A 19,645-nucleotide genomic window follows, 5' to 3' on the forward strand; every position below is an offset into this window, starting at 1 on the left:
AGCGGGCTTCAATTAAAATCTTATTTCTTTTGTTTATCAGTCGTTACCTTCATTGCTGTTGCTTGCCGGCACTTGATTTAGCGTACTGCTGTCATAGGGCGGCACGCCTTCGCTCACGCCCGGCGTAACGGTTTCATCATCGTTGAAAGGGCGTTTGCCTATCAAAGCCTCAACATCGGATTTAAAAATCACTTCTCTTTCCAATAATGCTTTGGCAAGTATTTCTACTTCTTTTTTCTTTTCGGTAAGCAAATTCAACGTTCTTTGGTAAGCAACATCAATCAGCTTGCGCGCTTCTTCGTCAATCAATTTACCTGTTTCTTCACTGAAAGGTTTGGTAAACTGATTGTCCTGATGCGGGTCGTAATAACTGATATTTCCGACTTTATCATTCATACCATAAACGGTAATCATGGAATAAATCGTGCGTGTAACCTGTTGCAAATCGTTGGATGCACCGGTGGAGATTTTCCCGAAGAAAATCTGCTCCGCAGCCCTTCCGCCCAAAGTCATACACACATCGTCCATCAATTGTTCTGTCGTATAGAGATAATGTTCTTTCGGCGTATATTGCGCATAACCCAGTGCAGCGGAACCACGCGGCACAATAGTAACTTTCAGTAAAGGATAAGCATGCTCCAAAAACCAACCGCTGATGGCGTGCCCCGCTTCATGATAAGCAATTACTTCTTTTTCGTGCGGTGCAATAATTTTATTTTTTTTCTCCAATCCACCGATGACACGGTCAATCGCATCGTCAAAATCAATCATATCCACACCTTCCTTCCCTTTACGTGCAGCTATCAATGCAGCTTCGTTACAAATATTTGCAATATCTGCACCGGCAAACCCGGGTGTACGTTCTGCGAGCTTGTGAATATCCAGTGTTTGCGAAATTTTGATAGGTTTTAAATGCACGCGCAAAATATCTTCACGACCTTTCAAATCGGGCAGGTCAATAGAAATTTGCCTGTCGAAACGTCCCGGGCGCAACAACGCTGTATCTAATACATCGGGACGATTGGTTGCTGCAAGAATAATAATACCGCTATCGCCGCCGAAGCCGTCCATTTCAACCAACAACTGGTTCAATGTATTTTCGCGTTCGTCGTTGCTCATCATGGCGTTTTTACCACGTGCACGACCGATCGCATCTATTTCATCTATAAAGATTACACAAGGCGCTTTTTCTCTTGCCTGCTTAAACAAATCTCTCACACGGCTCGCTCCTACTCCGACAAACATTTCCACGAAGTCCGAACCGGACATACTGAAAAACGGCACTTGCGCTTCGCCGGCCATTGCTTTTGCCAGCAAAGTTTTACCTGTTCCCGGAGGACCTACCAGCAATGCACCCTTTGGAATTTTACCACCGAGATTGGTATATTTTTTCGGGTTTTTCAAAAAGTCCACAATCTCCATCACTTCCACTTTTGCTTCGTCCAATCCTGCAACATCTTTGAAAGTAATGTTCATTTTAGCACCTTTTTCAAATAACTGCGCCTTGGATTTTCCCACACTAAAAATTCCGCCGCCGCCGACACCGGCTCCGCCGCCCATTTTGCGCATCAGCATTATCCAGATAAGCGCCATACCAATTAAAGAAAGTATGGTAACAAACAAGTTGCTGTTCATCCAGTTGGAATCACTCACGACAGGCGTATCCGGCGCTGTAATATCGGGATGTGCTTTCTCGAATGACTCCAATCTTTTTTGAAACTCATCCAAATTTACCACGCGAAACTGAAACAATGGCGCATTGGCATAATTTCCGATATTTACCGGATTATCTTTCAAAGCTTCTTTGTAAAACGGCTTAAACAGACTGTCTTTATTTACATATACACGTACAGATGCCTGCGAATTGTCCACAAAATCAAGCTTGGTTACATCGCCCTGTACAAGCATATTATTAAAAAACTGTTGTTCTGAAACGGAAATCGTATCCGGCGTTGAATGCGCCCAATACGCCCACGCGAACAATGCCAATGCTGCCAATCCCCAAATCAAATAGATATTGGAGCCTTTCGGATTTTTCCGGTTATTTCCACCCATACCGCCGCCGAGATTGGGCATTTTTCTCTTATCGTTTTCCTGTGCCATAAATTGTAAAATGTTGCAAATATACTTGCTAATGTTAAGTTTTTAATGTTATACTCCGGTTGATACGTATTTTATCTGTTTTTTAATTTTCGAACCGTTGCTCAGGCGCGTCGTTCCACAAATCTTCGAGCTTGTAAAGTTTTCTGGTTTCCGGCAGCATCACATGAATTACCACATTTACATAATCGACTAAAACCCAGTGCAATTGCGTACGCCCTTCGCTGCGGTAAGGTGTTTCGCCCAACTCCAGCTTTACCTGTTCTTCAATATTATCGCTGATGGCTTTTACTTGCGTAGTGCTGTCCGCTTCGCATACAATGAAGAAATCTGCAACAGCTTCGGGTATATTCCTAAGGTCGAGAGAAATGATGTTCGCACCTTTTTTTTCCTGAATAGATTGAATGATTACTTTCAGTAGTTTAGAATTTTTGGTAAGTCTTTTTACCTTATTTGCTGATGTCTTTGTTGCCAATAATTAACTTGTATTAAATAAATGAAACAATAATCTTAAACGCTATGCCCTTTCCTTTGCATCGGGCTAATGTCCTATCTTCGCAAAAATACTAATTCTTTTTTCTTATTCTTCTTAAATTACATGATTGGTAAATCGCTTACGATTCTGGACGAGATTGATAGTTCCAACAACTATGCCATGAGCGAAGCTATGAGGGGTACGGCAAAGCACGGCGCGGCATTTATGGCATTGCATCAAACGGCAGGCAAAGGGCAAAGAGGCAAGCAATGGAACGATGAAACAGGCAAAAACATTGCGCTATCAATATTGCTCGATATGTCCGGAACACCTGTAAACACACAGTTTCTGCTGAATACGGCAGTTGCATTGGCTGCATATGATTTGTTCAAAAAATATGCGCTTGACGAAACAAAAATAAAATGGTCGAATGATATTTACTGGCGCGACAGAAAGGCAGTCGGCATTTTGATTGAAAACAAATTCATCGGACAAAATTGGCAGTGGGCGATTGCAGGAATCGGCATGAACATTAATCAAACTTCGTTTGATGAATCGCTCGGGAAGAAAGTCGTTTCGCTGAAACAAATTACAGGAAAGGAATTTGACATCGTTGAACTCGCAAAAGAATTATGTGCTTTTCTGGATAAAAGATTTGAACAATTCAAAGCAAAAAAATTTGACGAATTATTGGAAGAATACAATGAAAACCTGTTCCGGAAAAATGAAGCAACACGTTTAAAATACGATGGACAAACTTTTGAAGCAATCATCCGACATGCTGATGAGCAGGGCAACCTCCGGATTGACGGCGCGCCGAAACCGTTTTTTACTTTCGGGGAGATTGAATGGCTCATTGTCTGAACGAGGATTCGGGAAGATTGCAGGATTACGAGGATTGAATCATAATATCAACTAAAAAATCGTGTAATATAAAGCATACTGAAAAATTAATGAACGATTATAAAAATATTTCCTTTTTCAAAGGACTGAATGCTTTACGTTTTTTTGCTGCCTATTTGGTGGTAATGCACCATGCGGAAACGATTCGCCGCAAAAACGGCATTGCCAATTTTGAATGGTTCAGCGTTTTCCGCAACGGTACAAATGCCGTGAATTTCTTCTTCGTCCTCAGTGGATTTTTAATTACCTATTTGTTACTGAAAGAACATAAGCGCACAGGAAGCATCAGCATCAGAAACTTTTACATCAAAAGAATTTTGCGCATTTGGCCTCTTTATTTCCTACTCGTAATCGCCGGAACGCTTGTGATTCCTGCATTTATCAAACTGTTGCACATTGATTATGTAATGCCTTACACATTTGGGCAAAGCTGGTTTTACTTCGTATTTTTTGTTCCGGGTTTAGTTACGTTTTATTTCGGGCATCATTTGTTAGAGCCATTGTGGTCAATCGGTGTGGAAGAAGTTTTTTATTTGATTTGGGCACCGCTGTTTAAATTTCTCAGAAAAAGAATTTTGTTTATTCTTTTCGCTGTCATTTGTATAAAAATCGTTTTAATCGCACTCTCGCTTACCATAATTAAAAATGAATTATTCAATTACATTGTAAATACGTTCAACTTTGAAGCAATGGCAATTGGCGGGCTTGGCGCGTGTTTCGTTTATAACAGACAACGACCGATTTCCAGTTTATGGATGTATAAAATGCCAGTACAAATTGTTGTTTATTTCGCGCTGTTTATCTTTCTGTTATTCAACATCAATATTCATAATGTTGTGTGGAATACAGTTTTTAACGCCCCCGTTTTTTCAAATATTTTGATAGACTTTTTATTTTTATATTTAATCATCGGCGTATCGCTGATTGAACACAACATCATCAAACTAAGGTCAAAAACCTTGTCTTATCTCGGCGAAATTTCTTACGGAATTTATATGTATCACATGATTCTGGTGTTTGCGATAATTTTGTTTTTGAAAAGATATCTGATACATCTGAATCTTGCGACGGGAACAATTGTGTTTTACGCCATCATCACGCCGGCTGTGATTTTGGTTGCATCATTGTCAAGATTTTACTTTGAAAAACGGTTTTTAAATCTGAGAAAAAATATTGAACCACAAAGACACAACGACACAAAGTAATTCGTGTAATTGACTTCGTCAAATATACATTTCGCCTTAATTCGTGTAATAAAATTCATCATGCTGAAAATTCAAATATTTACTTTCAACCCGTTTCAGGAAAATACTTATGTGCTGCGCAATGACAAAGGCGAAGCAATTATCATAGATGCAGGTGCCTATTTTCCCGCGGAAGTTCAAACGCTGTACGATTACATTTTGCGCGCAGGTTTGCAACCTAAATTTTTACTGAATACACACTGCCATCTCGACCACATTTTCGGCATTGAAGCAATTGGTAAAAAATATAATTTGGAATTATTCATTCATCCATTGGAAGAAGAAATCATAGCGAAAGCAAAAGAATCGGGCGAAAAATTCGGACTGAATGTTGAAGATTTTACAGCAAAAATAAATTTCGTAAACGAAGGCGAAACGATAACTTTAGGCAATGACGAACTGAGGGTAATTCTTGCGCCGGGACATTCGCCAGGAAGCATTTGTTTTTACAACGAAGAACAAAATTTTCTTATCGGCGGCGATGTGCTTTTTCGCGAAAGCATCGGCAGAACAGATTTATACAAAGGCAGCCATGAACAACTTTTGCATAGCATTAAGGAAAAATTGTTCATCTTGCCCGACGAAACTGTTGTCTATCCCGGGCACGGAACAGCAACAACTATCGGTTATGAAAAATTGCATAATCCGTTTTTACAGTAACAATATTTTTTAAAACGAAAACACATAGATACATAGGAATTTAAGTTAAGAATTGAAGTTTGTTTACAATTCAACCGAGTGGGAAATCATAGTATTTTCATCTTCGATGAAAATCTAATGTGCAGCTTTACTCTTCTCTTCATTCATCTATATAAAAACTATGGAACTATGTGGTTGAATATTTAATTATTATGAAATGAGCCATAAGAACTTTGCATACCCAAAGAGATGATTATTCATGGCGAAACGGAGTTCAGCGAAGCCAATTCCATTTGACCATTAAAAACAATTAAAAAATAAACAGATGAAAAAACTATTTTTATTAGGCGGCATCGTTACATTACTTGCAACAACAGCCTGCAAATCCAACAACGGTGGTTCGTTTGAAGTAACGGGAAAAGTAAAAACCCAAAACGGCAAAAAGATTTATTTAAGGGAAATAGACTTTGCCAATCAGGCAACCATTTCCATCGATTCCCAAGATGTAAAAAGCGATGGTTCTTTTGCATTAAAATCAGGCTCGAAAGTTACAGGACAACATTTGTTTTTGCTGAGTGTTGATAATGGTTTCCCGTTTATATTTATCAATGACAACGACAAAATCAACATTGAATTTGACCCTGCAAGCCCGCTCCATCCAAGCATTTCAGGCTCCGAAGTAACTTCAAAATTATATGCTTTTATCAATAAGGAAAGTGCAAAAGATTCTGTGCTTAATGCGGCTTTGATTCAGTTAGATTCGTTGGGAAAACAAGCAACGACTACACCCGCACAAGATTCTTTAATCGGCGCATTGAAAAAAAACCGTGATGCAAAAATTGCCGATATCAATAGCGATATTAAAAACTTTGTAAACACTTCCGACAATGCACTTTCCGTTTTTTATGTATTAAGTACGATGGCACCAAATACGCTTGCTCCGCAGGATTTACTTCCTTTGGCACAGGCTGCGAGTAATCGTTTCAAAGAAGACGGAAGCCTTGCCGGCTTTGCAAGCCGCGTGAAGGAAGCCGCAACAAATGAATCAAACCCGAATGCAAGTTTTGCGTTGCTTAATCAGCAAGCGCCGGACTTGACAATGCAAACACCTGACGGGAAACCAATGAAAATCAGCGACTTTAAAGGCAAATATTTACTGGTTGATTTCTGGGCAAGTTGGTGCGGACCTTGTCGCGGCGAAAACCCTAATGTGGTAAAGGTTTACAATAAATACAAGGATAAAAATTTTACGATTCTTGGTGTATCATTGGATAACGACAAAGATGCGTGGATTAAAGCCATTAAAGACGATAAGCTTTCATGGAATCACATGAGCGATTTAAAACAATGGAACAGCGCGGCTGTGCAGGCATACGGATTCCAAGGCATTCCATTTAATGTGCTGATTGACCCGACAGGAAAAATTATTGCCGACGATTTGCGCGGCGACGACCTGGACAATAAACTGGCGGAAGTGTTGAAGTAATTTTTCGCGACTACAATGTCCAAAAGACAATCTTCACTCTTTAAGAAAAACTTTACGAACTTTGCGACTGAAGAAACCGGATAAATGTTATGATAAAATATACGCCTGCATTTTTAAACAAGTTGGAAAATGTGCTGCACGAAGCAGGATATTCGACACGCTATGAACGCGGCAATTTTCAAAGCGGCTGGTGCTTGCTGGAGCAAAAAGGTATTGTAGTGCTGAACAAATTTTTAGATACCGAAGGACGTATCAACACGTTGGCAGATTTAATTCCGCAGTTGCAGATTGATTTTGATAAACTTACTTTGGAATCGCAAAAGCTATACGAATTTCTTACGCACAATGCATTGAAAGATGCGGAAGAATAATTGCCGCAAATGCACAGATAAATAATAAAAGAATCTGTATATCTATGGCATCTCAACTAAGTTTTTATGAAACTCATCGGCAATATTATCTGGATTATATTTGGAGGCTTCATCGTTTTTCTCGAATACATCGTGAGCGGCTTGCTGTTGTGTGTAACTATTATCGGCATTCCGTTTGGCTTGCAATGTTTTAAAATCGGCGTGGCATCGCTCGCGCCGTTCGGTTTAAAAATTTATAATCGTCCGCCTGGAATTACAGGTGGTTGCCTTACCACTATTTTTAACATCATCTGGATTTTTTGCGGCGGCATCTGGATTGCACTTACACATTTGGTTTTCGGTTTGCTGTTTTGCATTACCATTATCGGCATTCCTTTCGGCAGACAACATTTTAAACTGATGAGCCTTTGCTTTACGCCGTTCGGTAAAGGTTTCGGGTAATTATCTTCTTTTATAAATCTTAACGGAAAATATATTTCATCATTCAATAAAAATTCTCAACTTTATTGGGATTAATTTTTATCCATTCAAAAATTTTAAAATAATGCAGAACAAAAAAACAATACTGGCTTCTACTTTGGCGGTAAGCGCTTTGCTAATAGGTGCAAGCGTGAATCCCGCATCAGCATTCGGTTTCAGCAATTTAGGCAACGGCGAAAATGTACGCGCAAATTTGTCTAACAATGAAAACTCCGATAAAAATTTTGAACTGAAATGCGGCAAAAAAGACAAGTCCGATACTACATCTACCAAGAAAGAAAAGAAAGCGAAAAAAGGTAAAGACCACAAATGCGGCAAAGACGGCAAGTGCGGCGAAGGCGGTTGTGGTGGAAAAATGTAATCTTTTATTAAATGGATAGTTGAAAGTGCAAATTTTTAAACAACTTTCAACTATCCATTTTTAATTTTCAACTATATGGTCGGCATAGGATTAAGAAAAGATTTTGCGGAAGAACTGATTGACGATAACGCGCTAAAGCCCGATTTTATTGAGGTTGCACCCGAAAACTGGATGAACATCGGCGGTTATTGGAAGAAGCAGTTACACAAAGCATTGGAAAAATTTCCCTTGTTTACGCATGGATTGTCTCTATCCATCGGCAGTCCCGATGAACTGGATTTTGAATTTTTAAAAAGAATAAAATCATTTTTGAAAGAAACCAATGCGCAGGTGTATTCCGAGCATTTGAGTTATTCAAAATGCGACAATGCGCACTTGTATGATTTGCTGCCGATACCTTTTACCGAAGATGCAGTCAATCATGTTTCGGAAAGAATCAAAACTGTGCAGGACTTGTTGGAAAGGAAATTAACAATTGAAATTGTAAGCTATTATACGCCGCTTGCGCCCGAAATGAACGAGGTGGAATTTATCAACGCCATCGTTGCAAATGCAGACTGCGAGCTGCTTTTGGACGTGAACAATGTGTATGTCAACAGCTTTAATCATCATTACAACGCGAAAGAATTTATTGATAAATTGCCTTTGGATAAAGTGCATTATATCCACATGGCGGGACATACAAAAGTCTCCGACGATTTGATTATCGATACACACGGCGAAGCGATTATAGATCCTGTGTACGATTTATTTAGTTATACAATGAAGAAGTTAAATCGTGAAGTTCCCGTGCTGCTGGAACGCGATTTTAATATTCCTGAAATGGAAGAACTGCAAACCGAAATGGATAATCTGCGCGACATTATCAAATCTTCTTTGAAAAAGAAATCTTCTCATGCAATCGCTCACTAATACATTTGAACAGCAATCTAAGCTGGCAAGTTATTGCCGTACGGGCGAATACGAAATATTGGAAAATGTAAATGAAAAGAATGTTTCACAGTATCGTCGTTTGGTGTTTAATGTTGTGGACGATATGCTGCAAACCGCGTATCCATTGACTTTCGAGTTATTAACAAAAGATGAATGGACAAATATTACCAAAGAATTTTTTGCCAATCATGCCTGCATTTCTCCGCAGGTTTGGTCTATGCCGAAAGAGTTTTATGAATATTTATCGGCAGGGGAAAATCATTTTCTGATAAAAAAATATCCTTTCATTTTAGAGCTATTATGGTTTGAATGGCTCGAAGTGGAAATGTTTATGATGGAAGATAAAGCTGTTGATTATTCAATTGACGGGAACATAGAAAATGATTTATTGGTTATAAATCCTGAAGTTCATTTACAACATTTTCATTATCCGGTTCATTTGAAAAATGCGAAAGAAATTTCCGAAGATGATAAAAGAAATTATTTTCTTTCCCTGCATCGTGAGCCGGAAAGCGGCGAAGTGATTTTCACTTCTTTGTCGCCTGCATTATTAAGAGTTCTTGAATTGTTGTTAGAAGAACCAATGTCTGCAAACGCAGTCGCAGCAAGCATTTGCAAGGAAATGAATTTTGAAAGAAATAATGAAATTGATGCAATGCTTTTGCAGTTTGTCCAAAATGCTTTGGAAACAAAATTGATTTTGGGTTTTCTGGTAAGATAGTTTTACCACAGAGAAAATACACGAAGTTGCACAAAGACCCATACTCAGGACTGACGTTTCACACCTCACGAAAGATTATTGATAATAATTTTCATCCAAATAAAAATAACCGTCGTCTTTCTTCCAATACCAAAACTTATTATCGTATTTGTAGTAATAACCTTTCACGCCTTTCTTTGCAAGCGTATCTGGAACGAGCAAAACTCTCGGCGGAATTTCTTTAAAACGATATGCCAGATTCTTTACCTGATTCGGCGTAAACGCACGTGTAGCCTGATTTAGCGAATCCAAATTATGTGAAACATCCGGTGGCAAATTTGCAGAATCTATCTGCAACATTCCATGACTGTCAATAACAACAGTTGCCGTAGCAGCTACGCTGTTTGCAACCGGAACGGCTGCATTTACGGCAACGCTGTCAGCTTTATTATTATAAGAATCCTGAATATTTTTCTGTGTATTATGAAACGTGTTTGAATCCAGGATAACAGCTTTCTTAACATATTGCGGCTTCTGGATTCTATCCGGCGCAACCTTTGGATGTACAGGTTGTGTTGTTGTTTGCTGGGGAACAGTTCTTCTTCCGCATGAGATAAATACCATGCCGGAGACAAATGCTATGTAAAATAAATTTTTCATTAAAAATCGTTTTCGACAATTAAGCAATTATCAATCCAAAAAATTATGCTTGTATCAAAGCTACCAAATCATTAGCACTTTGCAAAGGAAATGCCTGTTGCACGCCTGTTTGCAGATTTTTGATGGTACAATTTTTTTCTTCCATTTCTTTGCTGCCTATAATAATGATGAAAGGAATGTTTTTCTTTTCGGCGTATTTGAATTGCTTGTCGAGCTTTGAATTTTCATGAAACAATTCGCTGCGAATACCTTTGCTGCGCAATGTTTGCATTAATTGATAAGCAACTTTTGCTTCCTCATTTCCAAGATTGAAAAATAAAACCTGTGTACCCGTCTGGACTTCCTGCGGAAACAAATTCAGTTCTTCCATCACATCGTAAATCCTGTCCACGCCAAAGCTAATGCCCACGCCAGCAATATTGGGAACGCCGAACAAACTTGTCAAATCATCGTAACGACCGCCGCCGCCGATGCTGCCCATTTGTACGTCTTTTGCTTTGATTTCAAAAATAATTCCCGTGTAATAATTCAAGCCGCGCGCCAAAGTAAAATCAACCGCAAGCCGTGAATCGTGAGCCGTGAAATTGCTTAAAACATACTCAATTTCTTCAATGCCTTTTTTGCCCGCTTCGTTATTGCCGAATAAATCCTTTATCAAACTAATTTTTTCGTCATTACTTCCGGCGATGTTTAAATATTGTTCAATTGTCGCAATCTGACTTTCATTCAAACCTCTTTGCGACAATTCTTCTTTCACTTTTTCCAAACCTATTTTATCGAGCTTGTCAATGGCAATCGTAATATCGAGCATTTTATCTGCGCCGCCACAAATTTCTGCGAGTGCAGAAAGAATTTTCCGGCTGTTGATTTTTATTTCAACATCAATTTTCAGTTGATTAAAAACGGTCGCATAAATGTTGGTCAGTTCCACTTCGTTCAGCAAAGATTTACTGCCGACAACATCTGCATCGCACTGATAAAATTCCCTGTAACGCCCGCGCTGCGGTCTGTCCGCACGCCACACAGGCTGAATTTGATAACGCTTAAATGGAAATGTGAGCTGCCCGTGATTCATGGCAACATAGCGCGCGAAAGGAATGGTAAGGTCGTAACGCAAGGCGCGTTCGGTAATATTTTTATTGGTTTTGCCCTGCAAAATATCTTCAAAACCCAGCTTTGTTTTTTCTGCTTTTGCAGGATTATCCAACCCGTTATTCAGAATTTTAAAAATGAGTTTATCGCCTTCGTCGCCATATTTTCCCATCAGGGTTTCGATGTTTTCCATCGCCGGTGTTTCCAAAGGTTGAAAACCGTACAGTTCAAAAACATTTTTTATTGTATTGAAAATATACTGTCGCTTGCGAACAACGTCCGCGCTGAAATCGCGTGTGCCTTGTGGAAGAGAAACTTTGCTCATTGGTTATCGAATATTGTAGATTGATTATTTTTTATAATAGCTTCGCCCGCTTCATCCAACATTTGGAACACTTCTTCAAAAGCCGCGTCGGTATTGACGTACCAGGGGTCGGGAACTTCTTCGTTGCGGTTTGGATGCAATACATTCAGTATTAAATCCACTTTGTTTTCATCAAACAAATTTCCGCTCATTCTTCGTACATCGTTGTAATTTTCATTGTCCATTACATAAACTTTATCGAAGTTCAGCATATCTTCTTTCCTGAATTGCCGCGCGCGCAAATGCGAAATGTCGATGCCGTGATTCCTCGCAATTTTTTGCGAAAGCCTGTGCGGCGCTTCGCCTGTGTGCCAGCTTCCTGTACCTGCACTGTCGATTTCCCAACCTAAATTTTGCTCGTCGGCTTTGTGTTGTAAAATGCCTTCCGCCAAAGGACTGCGACAAATGTTGCCGAGACAAACCATTAAAACTTTCATTCAGAATTTTTTATTGTTTTTTAATGGTCGAATGGAATACCGCCATATTGATGTTAAAAAATTGATTGCTCGATTTCATCGGCGCAAAGATAATGTCTTGAGTTTATGATTTGCGATTTATGAATTGGAGTTTCAATTTTGATAATGCTTTGAATATAGGAACACCTCAGCGCGTCATGCTGAATTTATTTCAGCATCTATGGGATGCCGAAACGAGTTCGGCATGGCGGCAATCATTATCCATTATTACAATCATTTTCCCGCCATTCATCCACAAAAAATTTCCGCCCATCATTTTACCCAAAAAATTTTTTTACGAAAAAAATATTTACTATAAATTGATTTTCAATTAATTATAAGAATATTAATTATTTTCATAAAAATATTTTAGTACTATGTATTGCATAGTATTTAAAAATGTACATATCTTTGCGTTACAAAAGACAAAATCATGGATATTCAAAATACACAGAGCCAGATGCGGAAAGGGATTTTGGAGTTTTGCATTTTATCCATCATCAAACAGGCGGAAGCATATCCGAGCGATATTGCGGAAAAAATGAAAGCCGCGAATTTGAACGTGCTGGAAGGAACATTGTACCCTTTATTAACCAGACTGAAAAATGCAAGTTTATTAACCTACCGTTGGGTAGAAAGCGTGTCGGGACCACCAAGAAAATATTTCAGCCTGACGGACGAAGGACTTTCCTTTTTGCAAGAACTGGAAAAAACATGGAAAGAACTTGCAGATGCAGTGAATCTGGTAACAAATCAAAATTCATAAATGCCATTATAAATTTTTTTAAAATGAAACCGAGCATTGCATTTCTAATAAAATAAAAACTAATAGCGAGGTTCCATTCGACCATTAAAAAACAATTAAAAAAGTTACGAATGAAAAAAGTAATAAACATAAACTTTCAGGGGCGCGTAGTGATGATTGAAGAAGAAGCCTACGAAGAGCTGAAGTCTTACATCGAAAGCCTGCGCAGACATTTTGCCAACGAAGAAGGCAGCGACGAAATCATCAACGACATTGAAAACCGTATTTCCGAACTGTTTGCTGAAGTGATTAAAAAAGGAAATCCATGCGTGAGCGAAAGCGATTTGGAAGCCATTATTCACAGCATTGGTCGTCCGGAAGATTTGGAAGATGAAGAAACGGCAACAGCGTCTTCTTCACAACAGCAGTCTTCTGAAACACGCTCGCAGCAAGCATTTCAGCAAACAAATACAAGCGGACAAAAACAGTTTTTCCGCGACGAAACCAACAAAAAAATCGGCGGTGTGTGTGCAGGCATTGCCAATTATTTCAACATCGACCCAACGGTTGTGCGTTTAATTGCACTTATTTTATTGATAATTTACGGTGTAGGACTTATTCCTTATATCATTTTGTGGATTGCCGTTCCAAGTTCTGCAACGCAGGTCATCGGTTCAACACACAAAAGATTTTATAGGGATTTGTCGCACAAAACCATTGGCGGCGTTTGCTCCGGCATTGCCAATTATTTCAGCATCAGCCTTTGGATTCCGAAAGTCATTTTCCTGATTGGCGCGTTTTGCTCGTTTCCGTTGAGCATTGCATTCGGAATTATTCATCATGGCAATTTTTTCTTTCCGGGTATGAACGGATTTTTCATCACGCTATATATTATTCTTTGGGCAGTTGTTCCCGCCGCAGTTACGGCATCTGACAAGCTTTCCATGAAAGGGAAAAATGTGGATTTAAACAATATTAAAGATACTGTGCAGGAAGATTTGAGCGACGGTAAAAAAAAAGTCAATAATATGAAAACTTCATCTGCTCCTGAACTAATTCCCGTGCGCGAACGCTCGACGTTGGGCAACATTATTGTTACGCTGCTCAAAGTTTTCGCCTACTTTATTTTAGGTTGTATTTTAATCGGCGTTATTTGCGGCTTATTTGCCATAGGCATTGCAATGTTTGGTTTGTACCCGTTGAAAGGCTATATCATTGGCGGTACATGGCAAAATACACTGGCGATTATTGCGTTTATTTTAGTTGTGTGGCTGCCGATTGTCGGTATTATTATCTGGATAATCCGTTCGATTACTCATACAAAAAGCAATCGTTATTTGCGCATGACTTTTGTAGGACTTTGGCTCGCCGGATTAATTTCTTTAATCGGATTAATTGGTTCGGTTTGGGACGATGTACGCGAAGTAAATAATCCTGTTGAACAGGCTGTAACTCTTACCAATCCTATGGTTCAGAAGTTGGAGATTAATTATATCCGTGAAAATCGCCCGTATCGATTCAGCAGAAATTGGATGTTTGGGCGCAGCTCTTACAGCGTTCAAACCACAAGAACATATTATCACAGGCATACGATTTTTGATGATTTCGTATCATCCATTAAAGACTCGGTTTTACTTAATAATACAAGCCTGCATTTTGTGCCGTCGCTCAACGATTCTTTCGCAGTGGATATCACAAAATTATCCAACGGAAGTTCTGTTGCCAATGCGAATTTGTTAGCAGAAAGAATTAATTATTCCGGCATTGCGCAACAAGATTCCGTATTAAATATTCCGAGTTATTTCACGTTGAATACGACGGATAAATTTCGCAATCAGTTTGTGGTAATTACGGTTGCCGTGCCTTTGGGAAAGAAAATAATTGTGCATCAAAACGATGGTTATGCCAATGAAATTGATTTAGGATTTCAAGATTTTTATGATAATAATGATGATAGCTATTTAAGTTATTCTCATAGAAAAAATATGCAGTTTGACGAAGAATATGTAATGACAAAAGACGGCTTGAAACGCACACACGTCGATACAGACGATGACGACAATGATAACGATGAAAACACTTTGTCCGAACAAAAATTGCAGGAACAGCAACAAAAATTAAACGAGCAGAAAGAACGCCTGAGACAACAAAATGAAGAAAAGAAACACAAATTGCAAGAACAGATTCAGCAATTGAAAAAAGACAGTGAGAAAATAAATACGATTAGCGCCAATTTTGAAATGCCTGCAGTGCTTGTAGGTAAAGCATTTTTGAAAATGATTTGATAATTGTTGTTTAATGGAAGATGAGGAAGCGTTGCAAATTTTGCGGCGCTTCTTTCTTTGTGCAAACGGAAACAATTATTGAATTAATTTGCATCAAAAATTATTTTAAATGAAGCATATAAGCGCTTCCATAATTACCATTGGAGACGAATTACTGATAGGACAAGTCATAGATACCAACAGCGCATGGCTGGCGCAGGAACTCAACAAAACCGGTGTTTGGCTCGAACAAAAGACAAGTGTTGGCGATGATGAAACACAAATACTGAAAGGCTTGCAGGATGCAGAAAAATCGTCCGACATTATCATTCTCACAGGCGGACTCGGACCTACAAAAGACGACCTTACAAAAGATATTCTCAACAAATATTTCAACGGAAAACTCGTATTGAATGAAGACGCTTTGCGAAATGTGGAAGCCATTTTCAAGCAATACAATCGTCCGTTGTTGGAAGTAAATTACAATCAGGCACTTGTTCCGGACGTATGCAAAGTTTTACTCAACGACAGAGGCACTGCCCCCGGAATGTTGTTTGAGAAAAACGGTAAATTATTTTTCAGTCTGCCCGGCGTGCCGCACGAAATGAAAGCGATGTTCGAGCGCTCCGTTTTACCCGAAATAAAATCTCATTTTAAACTATCGCCTGTCGAACACAGAACATTAATAACCGTTGGCATCGGCGAATCTTTTTTGGCAGAAAGAATAAAAGACTTTGAAGCAAATCTTCCGCAAAACATCAAACTCGCCTATTTGCCTGCAACGCGCATGGTGCGCTTACGTTTGACGGAACATATTTCTTCAAACAATTCGCTCATAGACGAAAAATTTAGTGAACTGCAAAATTTACTTCCCGACGTAATGGTTGCCAATGAAGACATTTCTGTTTCCGCAGCAATTGGGAAATTATTATTACAAAAAAATAGAACCATCTCAACGGCTGAAAGCTGCACGGGCGGCTATCTCGCGCATTTGTTCACGTCGGTGGCAGGTGCGTCGCAGTATTTTTACGGAAGCATCGTGAGTTATACTAATGACGTGAAAGCAAATGTATTGGGCGTGCAAAAATCGACGCTCGACGAGTTTACAGCCGTGAGCGAACAAACCGTAAAAGAAATGGTTTGGAATGTACGTGAAAAAATGAACACCGATTACGCGCTTGCCACAACAGGCATTTTCGGTCCCGGCGGCGGAACAGACGAAACACCTGTTGGCACTGTTTGGATTGCCGTTGCAAACAACCAAATAATCAAAACACAAAAACTAAATTTGTCCTACACGCGCGAGCGCAACAACGAAGCAACAACAATTGCAGTATTCACGTTGTTGAAACAATTTATGGATGAGGGAAACTGATTCAGTATTTATCGCCGTCACTAGCATTATTGTTGTATCATAAATTTATTTTATGCAAAAAACAGCCTTGTAGTTGCCGTTTTTCTTTTAACCATGTTCTTCAACAAAATCGTTTCCGGTTGTTTATCTTTTGAACGATTACAGAGATTGAGCGAATAACGCGTCCAACCTAAAAAGAGTCTGAAATATTGGTACAATACCAAATGCTTTTCTTCCACAATTATTTTTCCGAAAAATAATTCACGGCAAGCTCATAACCTTTTAATCCAAGTCCGGCTATTGTACCTTTTGCTTTTGCCGAAACGTGCGATATTTTACGAAATTCTTCTCGTGCATGAACGTTGGAGATATGTACTTCAATCACAAGCGTTTTTACCGATGCAATGCAGTCGCCCAGCGCAACAGACGTATGTGTATAACCGCCGGGATTTAAAATAATGCCGTCAAAAGAAAAACCTACACGCTGAATTTCATTAATCAGTTCGCCTTCAACGTTTGATTGAAAATAATGAAATTCAATCTGTGGATATTTCTTTTTCAGTTTTTCATAATATTGTTCAAACGTAAGCGAGCCGTAGATTTCAGGTTCGCGAGTTCCTAATAAATTCAAGTTCGGTCCGTTGATGATAGCGATTTGCATAAATGAATTTTTCAGGTCAAAAGTAAAAAAATAAAGCCATACCATTTTTAAAACCACATAGAAACATAGAATCGATTATCTATGAGATTTTAATATTGCGTTTCTGTGTAGAGATGAATGTCATAGTATTTTCCTCTTCGATGAAAATCTATCGTGCAACTTTTGTCGCTCCATTCTTCTATGCAAAGACCATGTTACTATGTGGTTTATTTTTATATGATTTAAGTTTCTATATTTCAAACGCCTTCTCTCCTACTTCTTCAAAAAAATGTCGGAGATACAATTTCATAAATTCGTGTCTTTCTTCGGCAAGTTGCTTTCCTGTTTCGGTATTCATCAAATCTTTCAGCAATAAGAGTTTTTCATAAAAATGATTAATCGTAGGCGCCGTACTTTTTTTGTAAGCTTCCTTATCCATATTCAAATCGGGCGGAATATCAGGATTAAAAATTTCCCGGTTTTTGAATCCGCCATAATTGAACGCGCGTGCAATACCAATCGCTCCAAGCGCATCGAGCCTGTCCGCATCCTGCACAATATCTAACTCAACAGTTGAATAACTGCGTTTTTCTTTTCCCCCTTTGAAGGAGACATTTTTGATAATTTGGACGACGGCATTAACTATATCTTCATTCACATTGTTTTCTTTCAGAAACTTTTCGGCTGTCTTCGCACCTATTTCTTCATCGCCGTTGTGAAATTTACTGTCGGCAATATCATGCAGCAAAGCAGCAAGCGCCACAATCTCTTTGTTACAGATTTCCTGCTCTGCAATCTTCATAGCATTTTTATATACGCGGTTAATATGTTGCCAGTCGTGTCCACCTTCGGCGTTTTGCAAAGTTCGTTGTACGAAAAATTTCGTAGTTTCTACAATTGAAATATTCTTGTTCATTATTCAAAATTAAAATAAAAAAACGCCCCGGTTTCGGGGCGCGTTTTGGTTGTTTAAAGAGCCGCTATGAAAGCGGTTGGTTGTTTTAAGCATTGCTCTTTTCGCAACCATTCTTTATATTCATACACAAAAAAAGTTCATGCTTCTGCACAAACTTCACATTACAATTAGTAAACAAGCCCAAACGCTCAATCTGTATTTTGTAAAAGCCGCAACTCCTCACTTGGGCGGTTGCTAAACTCATCTATTGACGTTCTAAAATTTTTGAACTTTCAAAAAAGTCAAATAAAAGTTTGCTAACGCAAATATATAACTTTTCTAATACACCATTAAAACAAACAAATAATTATTAGTTTTTGAATTAATTCTTTTTTATCAGTTCTATAAAATCATCAAATAAATAACGACTATCGTGCGGACCGGGCGTTGCCTCAGGATGATACTGTACGCTGAACGCCGGCTTATTTTTCATGCGGAAACCTTCGATGCTGTCATCGTTTAGATTTACGTGCGTTACTTCGAGATTTTCTGCTGCGTTTATTTTTTCCGCATCTACCGCAAAACCATGATTCTGCGTACTTATTTCACTTTTTCCGGAGATTAAATTCTTAACGGGATGATTCAGTCCGCGATGCCCGTGGTGCATTTTAAAAGTAGGAATATTATTTGCCAAAGCCAGCAACTGATGTCCAAGACAAATGCCAAACACAGGCTTATCTTCTTTCAAAATATCTTTCACGGTTGCAATCGCATAATCCATTGACGACGGGTCGCCGGGACCGTTAGATAAAAAATATCCGTTGGGCGAAAATTCTTTCAAACGCGCAACCGGCGTTTTCGCAGGATGTACGCGCACGTGCGCACCGCGTGCAACCAGATTGTCCAAAATATTTTTCTTAATACCGAAATCAAGCACAGCAACTTTTATATCGGAATCAGGATTACCAAGTTCGTATTCTTTATTTGTGCTTACTTCGTTTGCCAAATCCAAACCTTCCATGTTCGGAACTTTTGCGAGTTCTTCTTTCAGCTTTTCAATATCTGTAATTTCAGAAGAGATGATACAGTTCATCGCACCTTGATGGCGAATATGCGCAACCAACGCGCGCGTATCAATACCTGCAATGGAAACAATATTGTTCTTGATTAAATAGTCGCCCAAAGAATCATCGGCTTGGTAGCGCGAATATTTATCTTCGAGATTGCGACCAATTAAGCCTTTGATTTTTACGGTGTCGCTTTCCACATCTGTTTTCTTTGTTCCGTAATTACCGATGTGAACATTGTTCATAATCAATATTTGACCGTAATAACTTGGGTCGGTAAATACTTCTTGATAGCCGGTCATTCCGGTATTGAAACAAATTTCGCCTGCGGCGGTTCCTATTTTTCCGAATGCTTTTCCGTGAAAAACATTGCCGTCGGCTAACAATAAAACTGCGGGGATTGAATTGGACATTTTT

General features: G+C 39.0%; 21 protein-coding genes. 12 read left to right on the top strand and 9 right to left on the bottom strand.

Features of this window, described 5'->3' with window-relative positions; all coding sequences use genetic code 11:
• Positions 1-36: 36 nt before the first annotated feature.
• Both ftsH and rsfS read right to left on the bottom strand, forming a co-directional pair.
• Positions 37-2,103 carry an ATP-dependent zinc metalloprotease FtsH gene (gene ftsH, locus A9P82_RS05320; protein WP_066204999.1) on the bottom strand — a complete coding sequence of 689 codons (2,067 nt, stop codon included), beginning with the start codon at positions 2,101-2,103 and terminating at the stop codon, positions 37-39.
• Positions 2,104-2,185: 82 nt separating this feature from the next.
• On the bottom strand, positions 2,186-2,575 hold the full coding sequence (gene rsfS, locus A9P82_RS05325) for a ribosome silencing factor (RefSeq protein ID WP_066205001.1): 390 nt from the start codon (positions 2,573-2,575) through the stop codon (positions 2,186-2,188).
• Between the two features lie 123 nt (positions 2,576-2,698).
• On the opposite strand from rsfS, the gene A9P82_RS05330 reads away from it, so the two are divergent.
• The 9 genes from A9P82_RS05330 (at position 2,699) to A9P82_RS05370 (ending at position 9,713) form a co-directional block, all read left to right on the top strand.
• Positions 2,699-3,439 carry a biotin--[acetyl-CoA-carboxylase] ligase gene (locus tag A9P82_RS05330; protein ID WP_066205004.1) on the top strand — a complete coding sequence of 247 codons (741 nt, stop codon included), beginning with the start codon at positions 2,699-2,701 and terminating at the stop codon, positions 3,437-3,439.
• An 89-nt stretch (positions 3,440-3,528) separates the two neighbouring features.
• Entirely contained in the window at positions 3,529-4,683 is a 1,155-nt protein-coding gene (locus A9P82_RS05335; RefSeq protein WP_066205007.1) for an acyltransferase family protein, read from the top strand.
• Positions 4,684-4,743: 60 nt separating this feature from the next.
• On the top strand, positions 4,744-5,382 hold the full coding sequence (locus tag A9P82_RS05340; protein ID WP_066205010.1) for an MBL fold metallo-hydrolase: 639 nt from the start codon (positions 4,744-4,746) through the stop codon (positions 5,380-5,382).
• 304 nt (positions 5,383-5,686) lie between these two features.
• Complete coding sequence (locus A9P82_RS05345; RefSeq protein ID WP_066205013.1) at positions 5,687-6,847, top strand: TlpA family protein disulfide reductase; 1,161 nt, start codon at positions 5,687-5,689, stop codon at positions 6,845-6,847.
• Between the two features lie 89 nt (positions 6,848-6,936).
• Complete coding sequence (locus tag A9P82_RS05350; RefSeq protein ID WP_066205016.1) at positions 6,937-7,218, top strand: hypothetical protein; 282 nt, start codon at positions 6,937-6,939, stop codon at positions 7,216-7,218.
• A 66-nt stretch (positions 7,219-7,284) separates the two neighbouring features.
• Complete coding sequence (locus A9P82_RS05355) at positions 7,285-7,659, top strand: YccF domain-containing protein (protein WP_066205019.1); 375 nt, start codon at positions 7,285-7,287, stop codon at positions 7,657-7,659.
• 103 nt (positions 7,660-7,762) lie between these two features.
• Entirely contained in the window at positions 7,763-8,059 is a 297-nt protein-coding gene (locus tag A9P82_RS05360; RefSeq protein ID WP_066205021.1) for a hypothetical protein, read from the top strand.
• Between the two features lie 75 nt (positions 8,060-8,134).
• Positions 8,135-8,971, top strand: a complete 837-nt coding sequence (locus A9P82_RS05365) for an HvfB family MNIO-type RiPP peptide maturase (RefSeq protein ID WP_066205024.1) — start codon at positions 8,135-8,137, stop codon at positions 8,969-8,971.
• Complete coding sequence (locus A9P82_RS05370) at positions 8,955-9,713, top strand: HvfC/BufC N-terminal domain-containing protein (RefSeq protein ID WP_066205027.1); 759 nt, start codon at positions 8,955-8,957, stop codon at positions 9,711-9,713. Before A9P82_RS05365 ends, A9P82_RS05370 begins: the two co-directional genes overlap by 17 nt.
• A 75-nt stretch (positions 9,714-9,788) precedes the next feature.
• Here the strand turns inward: A9P82_RS05370 and A9P82_RS05375 are convergent, their stop codons facing one another.
• Genes A9P82_RS05375 through A9P82_RS05385 form a run of 3 tightly spaced genes read right to left on the bottom strand, consistent with a single transcriptional unit; the run spans position 9,789 to position 12,245 of the window.
• A complete protein-coding gene (locus A9P82_RS05375) occupies positions 9,789-10,352 on the bottom strand; it encodes a hypothetical protein (RefSeq protein ID WP_066205030.1) in 564 nt (187 codons plus the stop codon).
• Positions 10,353-10,395: 43 nt separating this feature from the next.
• Positions 10,396-11,769 carry a histidine--tRNA ligase gene (hisS, locus tag A9P82_RS05380; protein WP_066205033.1) on the bottom strand — a complete coding sequence of 458 codons (1,374 nt, stop codon included), beginning with the start codon at positions 11,767-11,769 and terminating at the stop codon, positions 10,396-10,398.
• Entirely contained in the window at positions 11,766-12,245 is a 480-nt protein-coding gene (locus A9P82_RS05385; RefSeq protein ID WP_066205036.1) for a low molecular weight protein-tyrosine-phosphatase, read from the bottom strand. The genes hisS and A9P82_RS05385 overlap by 4 nt, the downstream gene beginning before the upstream one ends.
• A gap of 451 nt (positions 12,246-12,696) precedes the next feature.
• Here A9P82_RS05385 and A9P82_RS05395 point away from each other — a divergent pair, with 451 nt between their 5' ends.
• The 3 genes from A9P82_RS05395 (at position 12,697) to A9P82_RS05405 (ending at position 16,647) form a co-directional block, all read left to right on the top strand.
• Positions 12,697-13,029, top strand: coding sequence for a PadR family transcriptional regulator (locus A9P82_RS05395; RefSeq protein WP_066205042.1), 333 nt, complete (start codon positions 12,697-12,699; stop codon positions 13,027-13,029).
• 110 nt (positions 13,030-13,139) lie between these two features.
• A complete protein-coding gene (locus tag A9P82_RS05400) occupies positions 13,140-15,293 on the top strand; it encodes a PspC domain-containing protein (protein ID WP_066205047.1) in 2,154 nt (717 codons plus the stop codon).
• 109 nt (positions 15,294-15,402) lie between these two features.
• The gene (locus A9P82_RS05405) at positions 15,403-16,647 is read left to right on the top strand and encodes a competence/damage-inducible protein A (protein ID WP_066205050.1); all 1,245 of its coding nucleotides are present in this window, start codon (positions 15,403-15,405) and stop codon (positions 16,645-16,647) included.
• Between the two features lie 50 nt (positions 16,648-16,697).
• Here A9P82_RS05405 and A9P82_RS15375 read toward each other — a convergent pair whose 3' ends face one another.
• The 4 genes from A9P82_RS15375 to carA all read right to left on the bottom strand — a co-directional run bounded on the left by A9P82_RS15375 (position 16,698) and on the right by carA (position 19,641).
• Positions 16,698-16,865: a hypothetical protein gene (locus A9P82_RS15375; protein ID WP_156522609.1), complete on the bottom strand. Its 168-nt coding sequence runs from the start codon at positions 16,863-16,865 to the stop codon at positions 16,698-16,700.
• 2 nt (positions 16,866-16,867) lie between these two features.
• Positions 16,868-17,287, bottom strand: a complete 420-nt coding sequence (gene aroQ, locus A9P82_RS05410; RefSeq protein ID WP_066209632.1) for a type II 3-dehydroquinate dehydratase — start codon at positions 17,285-17,287, stop codon at positions 16,868-16,870.
• A 229-nt stretch (positions 17,288-17,516) separates the two neighbouring features.
• Positions 17,517-18,182: an HD domain-containing protein gene (locus A9P82_RS05415; protein ID WP_066205054.1), complete on the bottom strand. Its 666-nt coding sequence runs from the start codon at positions 18,180-18,182 to the stop codon at positions 17,517-17,519.
• A 361-nt stretch (positions 18,183-18,543) separates the two neighbouring features.
• Positions 18,544-19,641 carry a glutamine-hydrolyzing carbamoyl-phosphate synthase small subunit gene (gene carA / locus A9P82_RS05420; RefSeq protein WP_066205057.1) on the bottom strand — a complete coding sequence of 366 codons (1,098 nt, stop codon included), beginning with the start codon at positions 19,639-19,641 and terminating at the stop codon, positions 18,544-18,546.
• Positions 19,642-19,645 lie beyond the last annotated feature (4 nt).

The organism is Arachidicoccus sp. BS20 (genome assembly GCF_001659705.1).
In the GTDB taxonomy this organism is placed as follows: Bacteria; Bacteroidota; Bacteroidia; order Chitinophagales; family Chitinophagaceae; genus Arachidicoccus.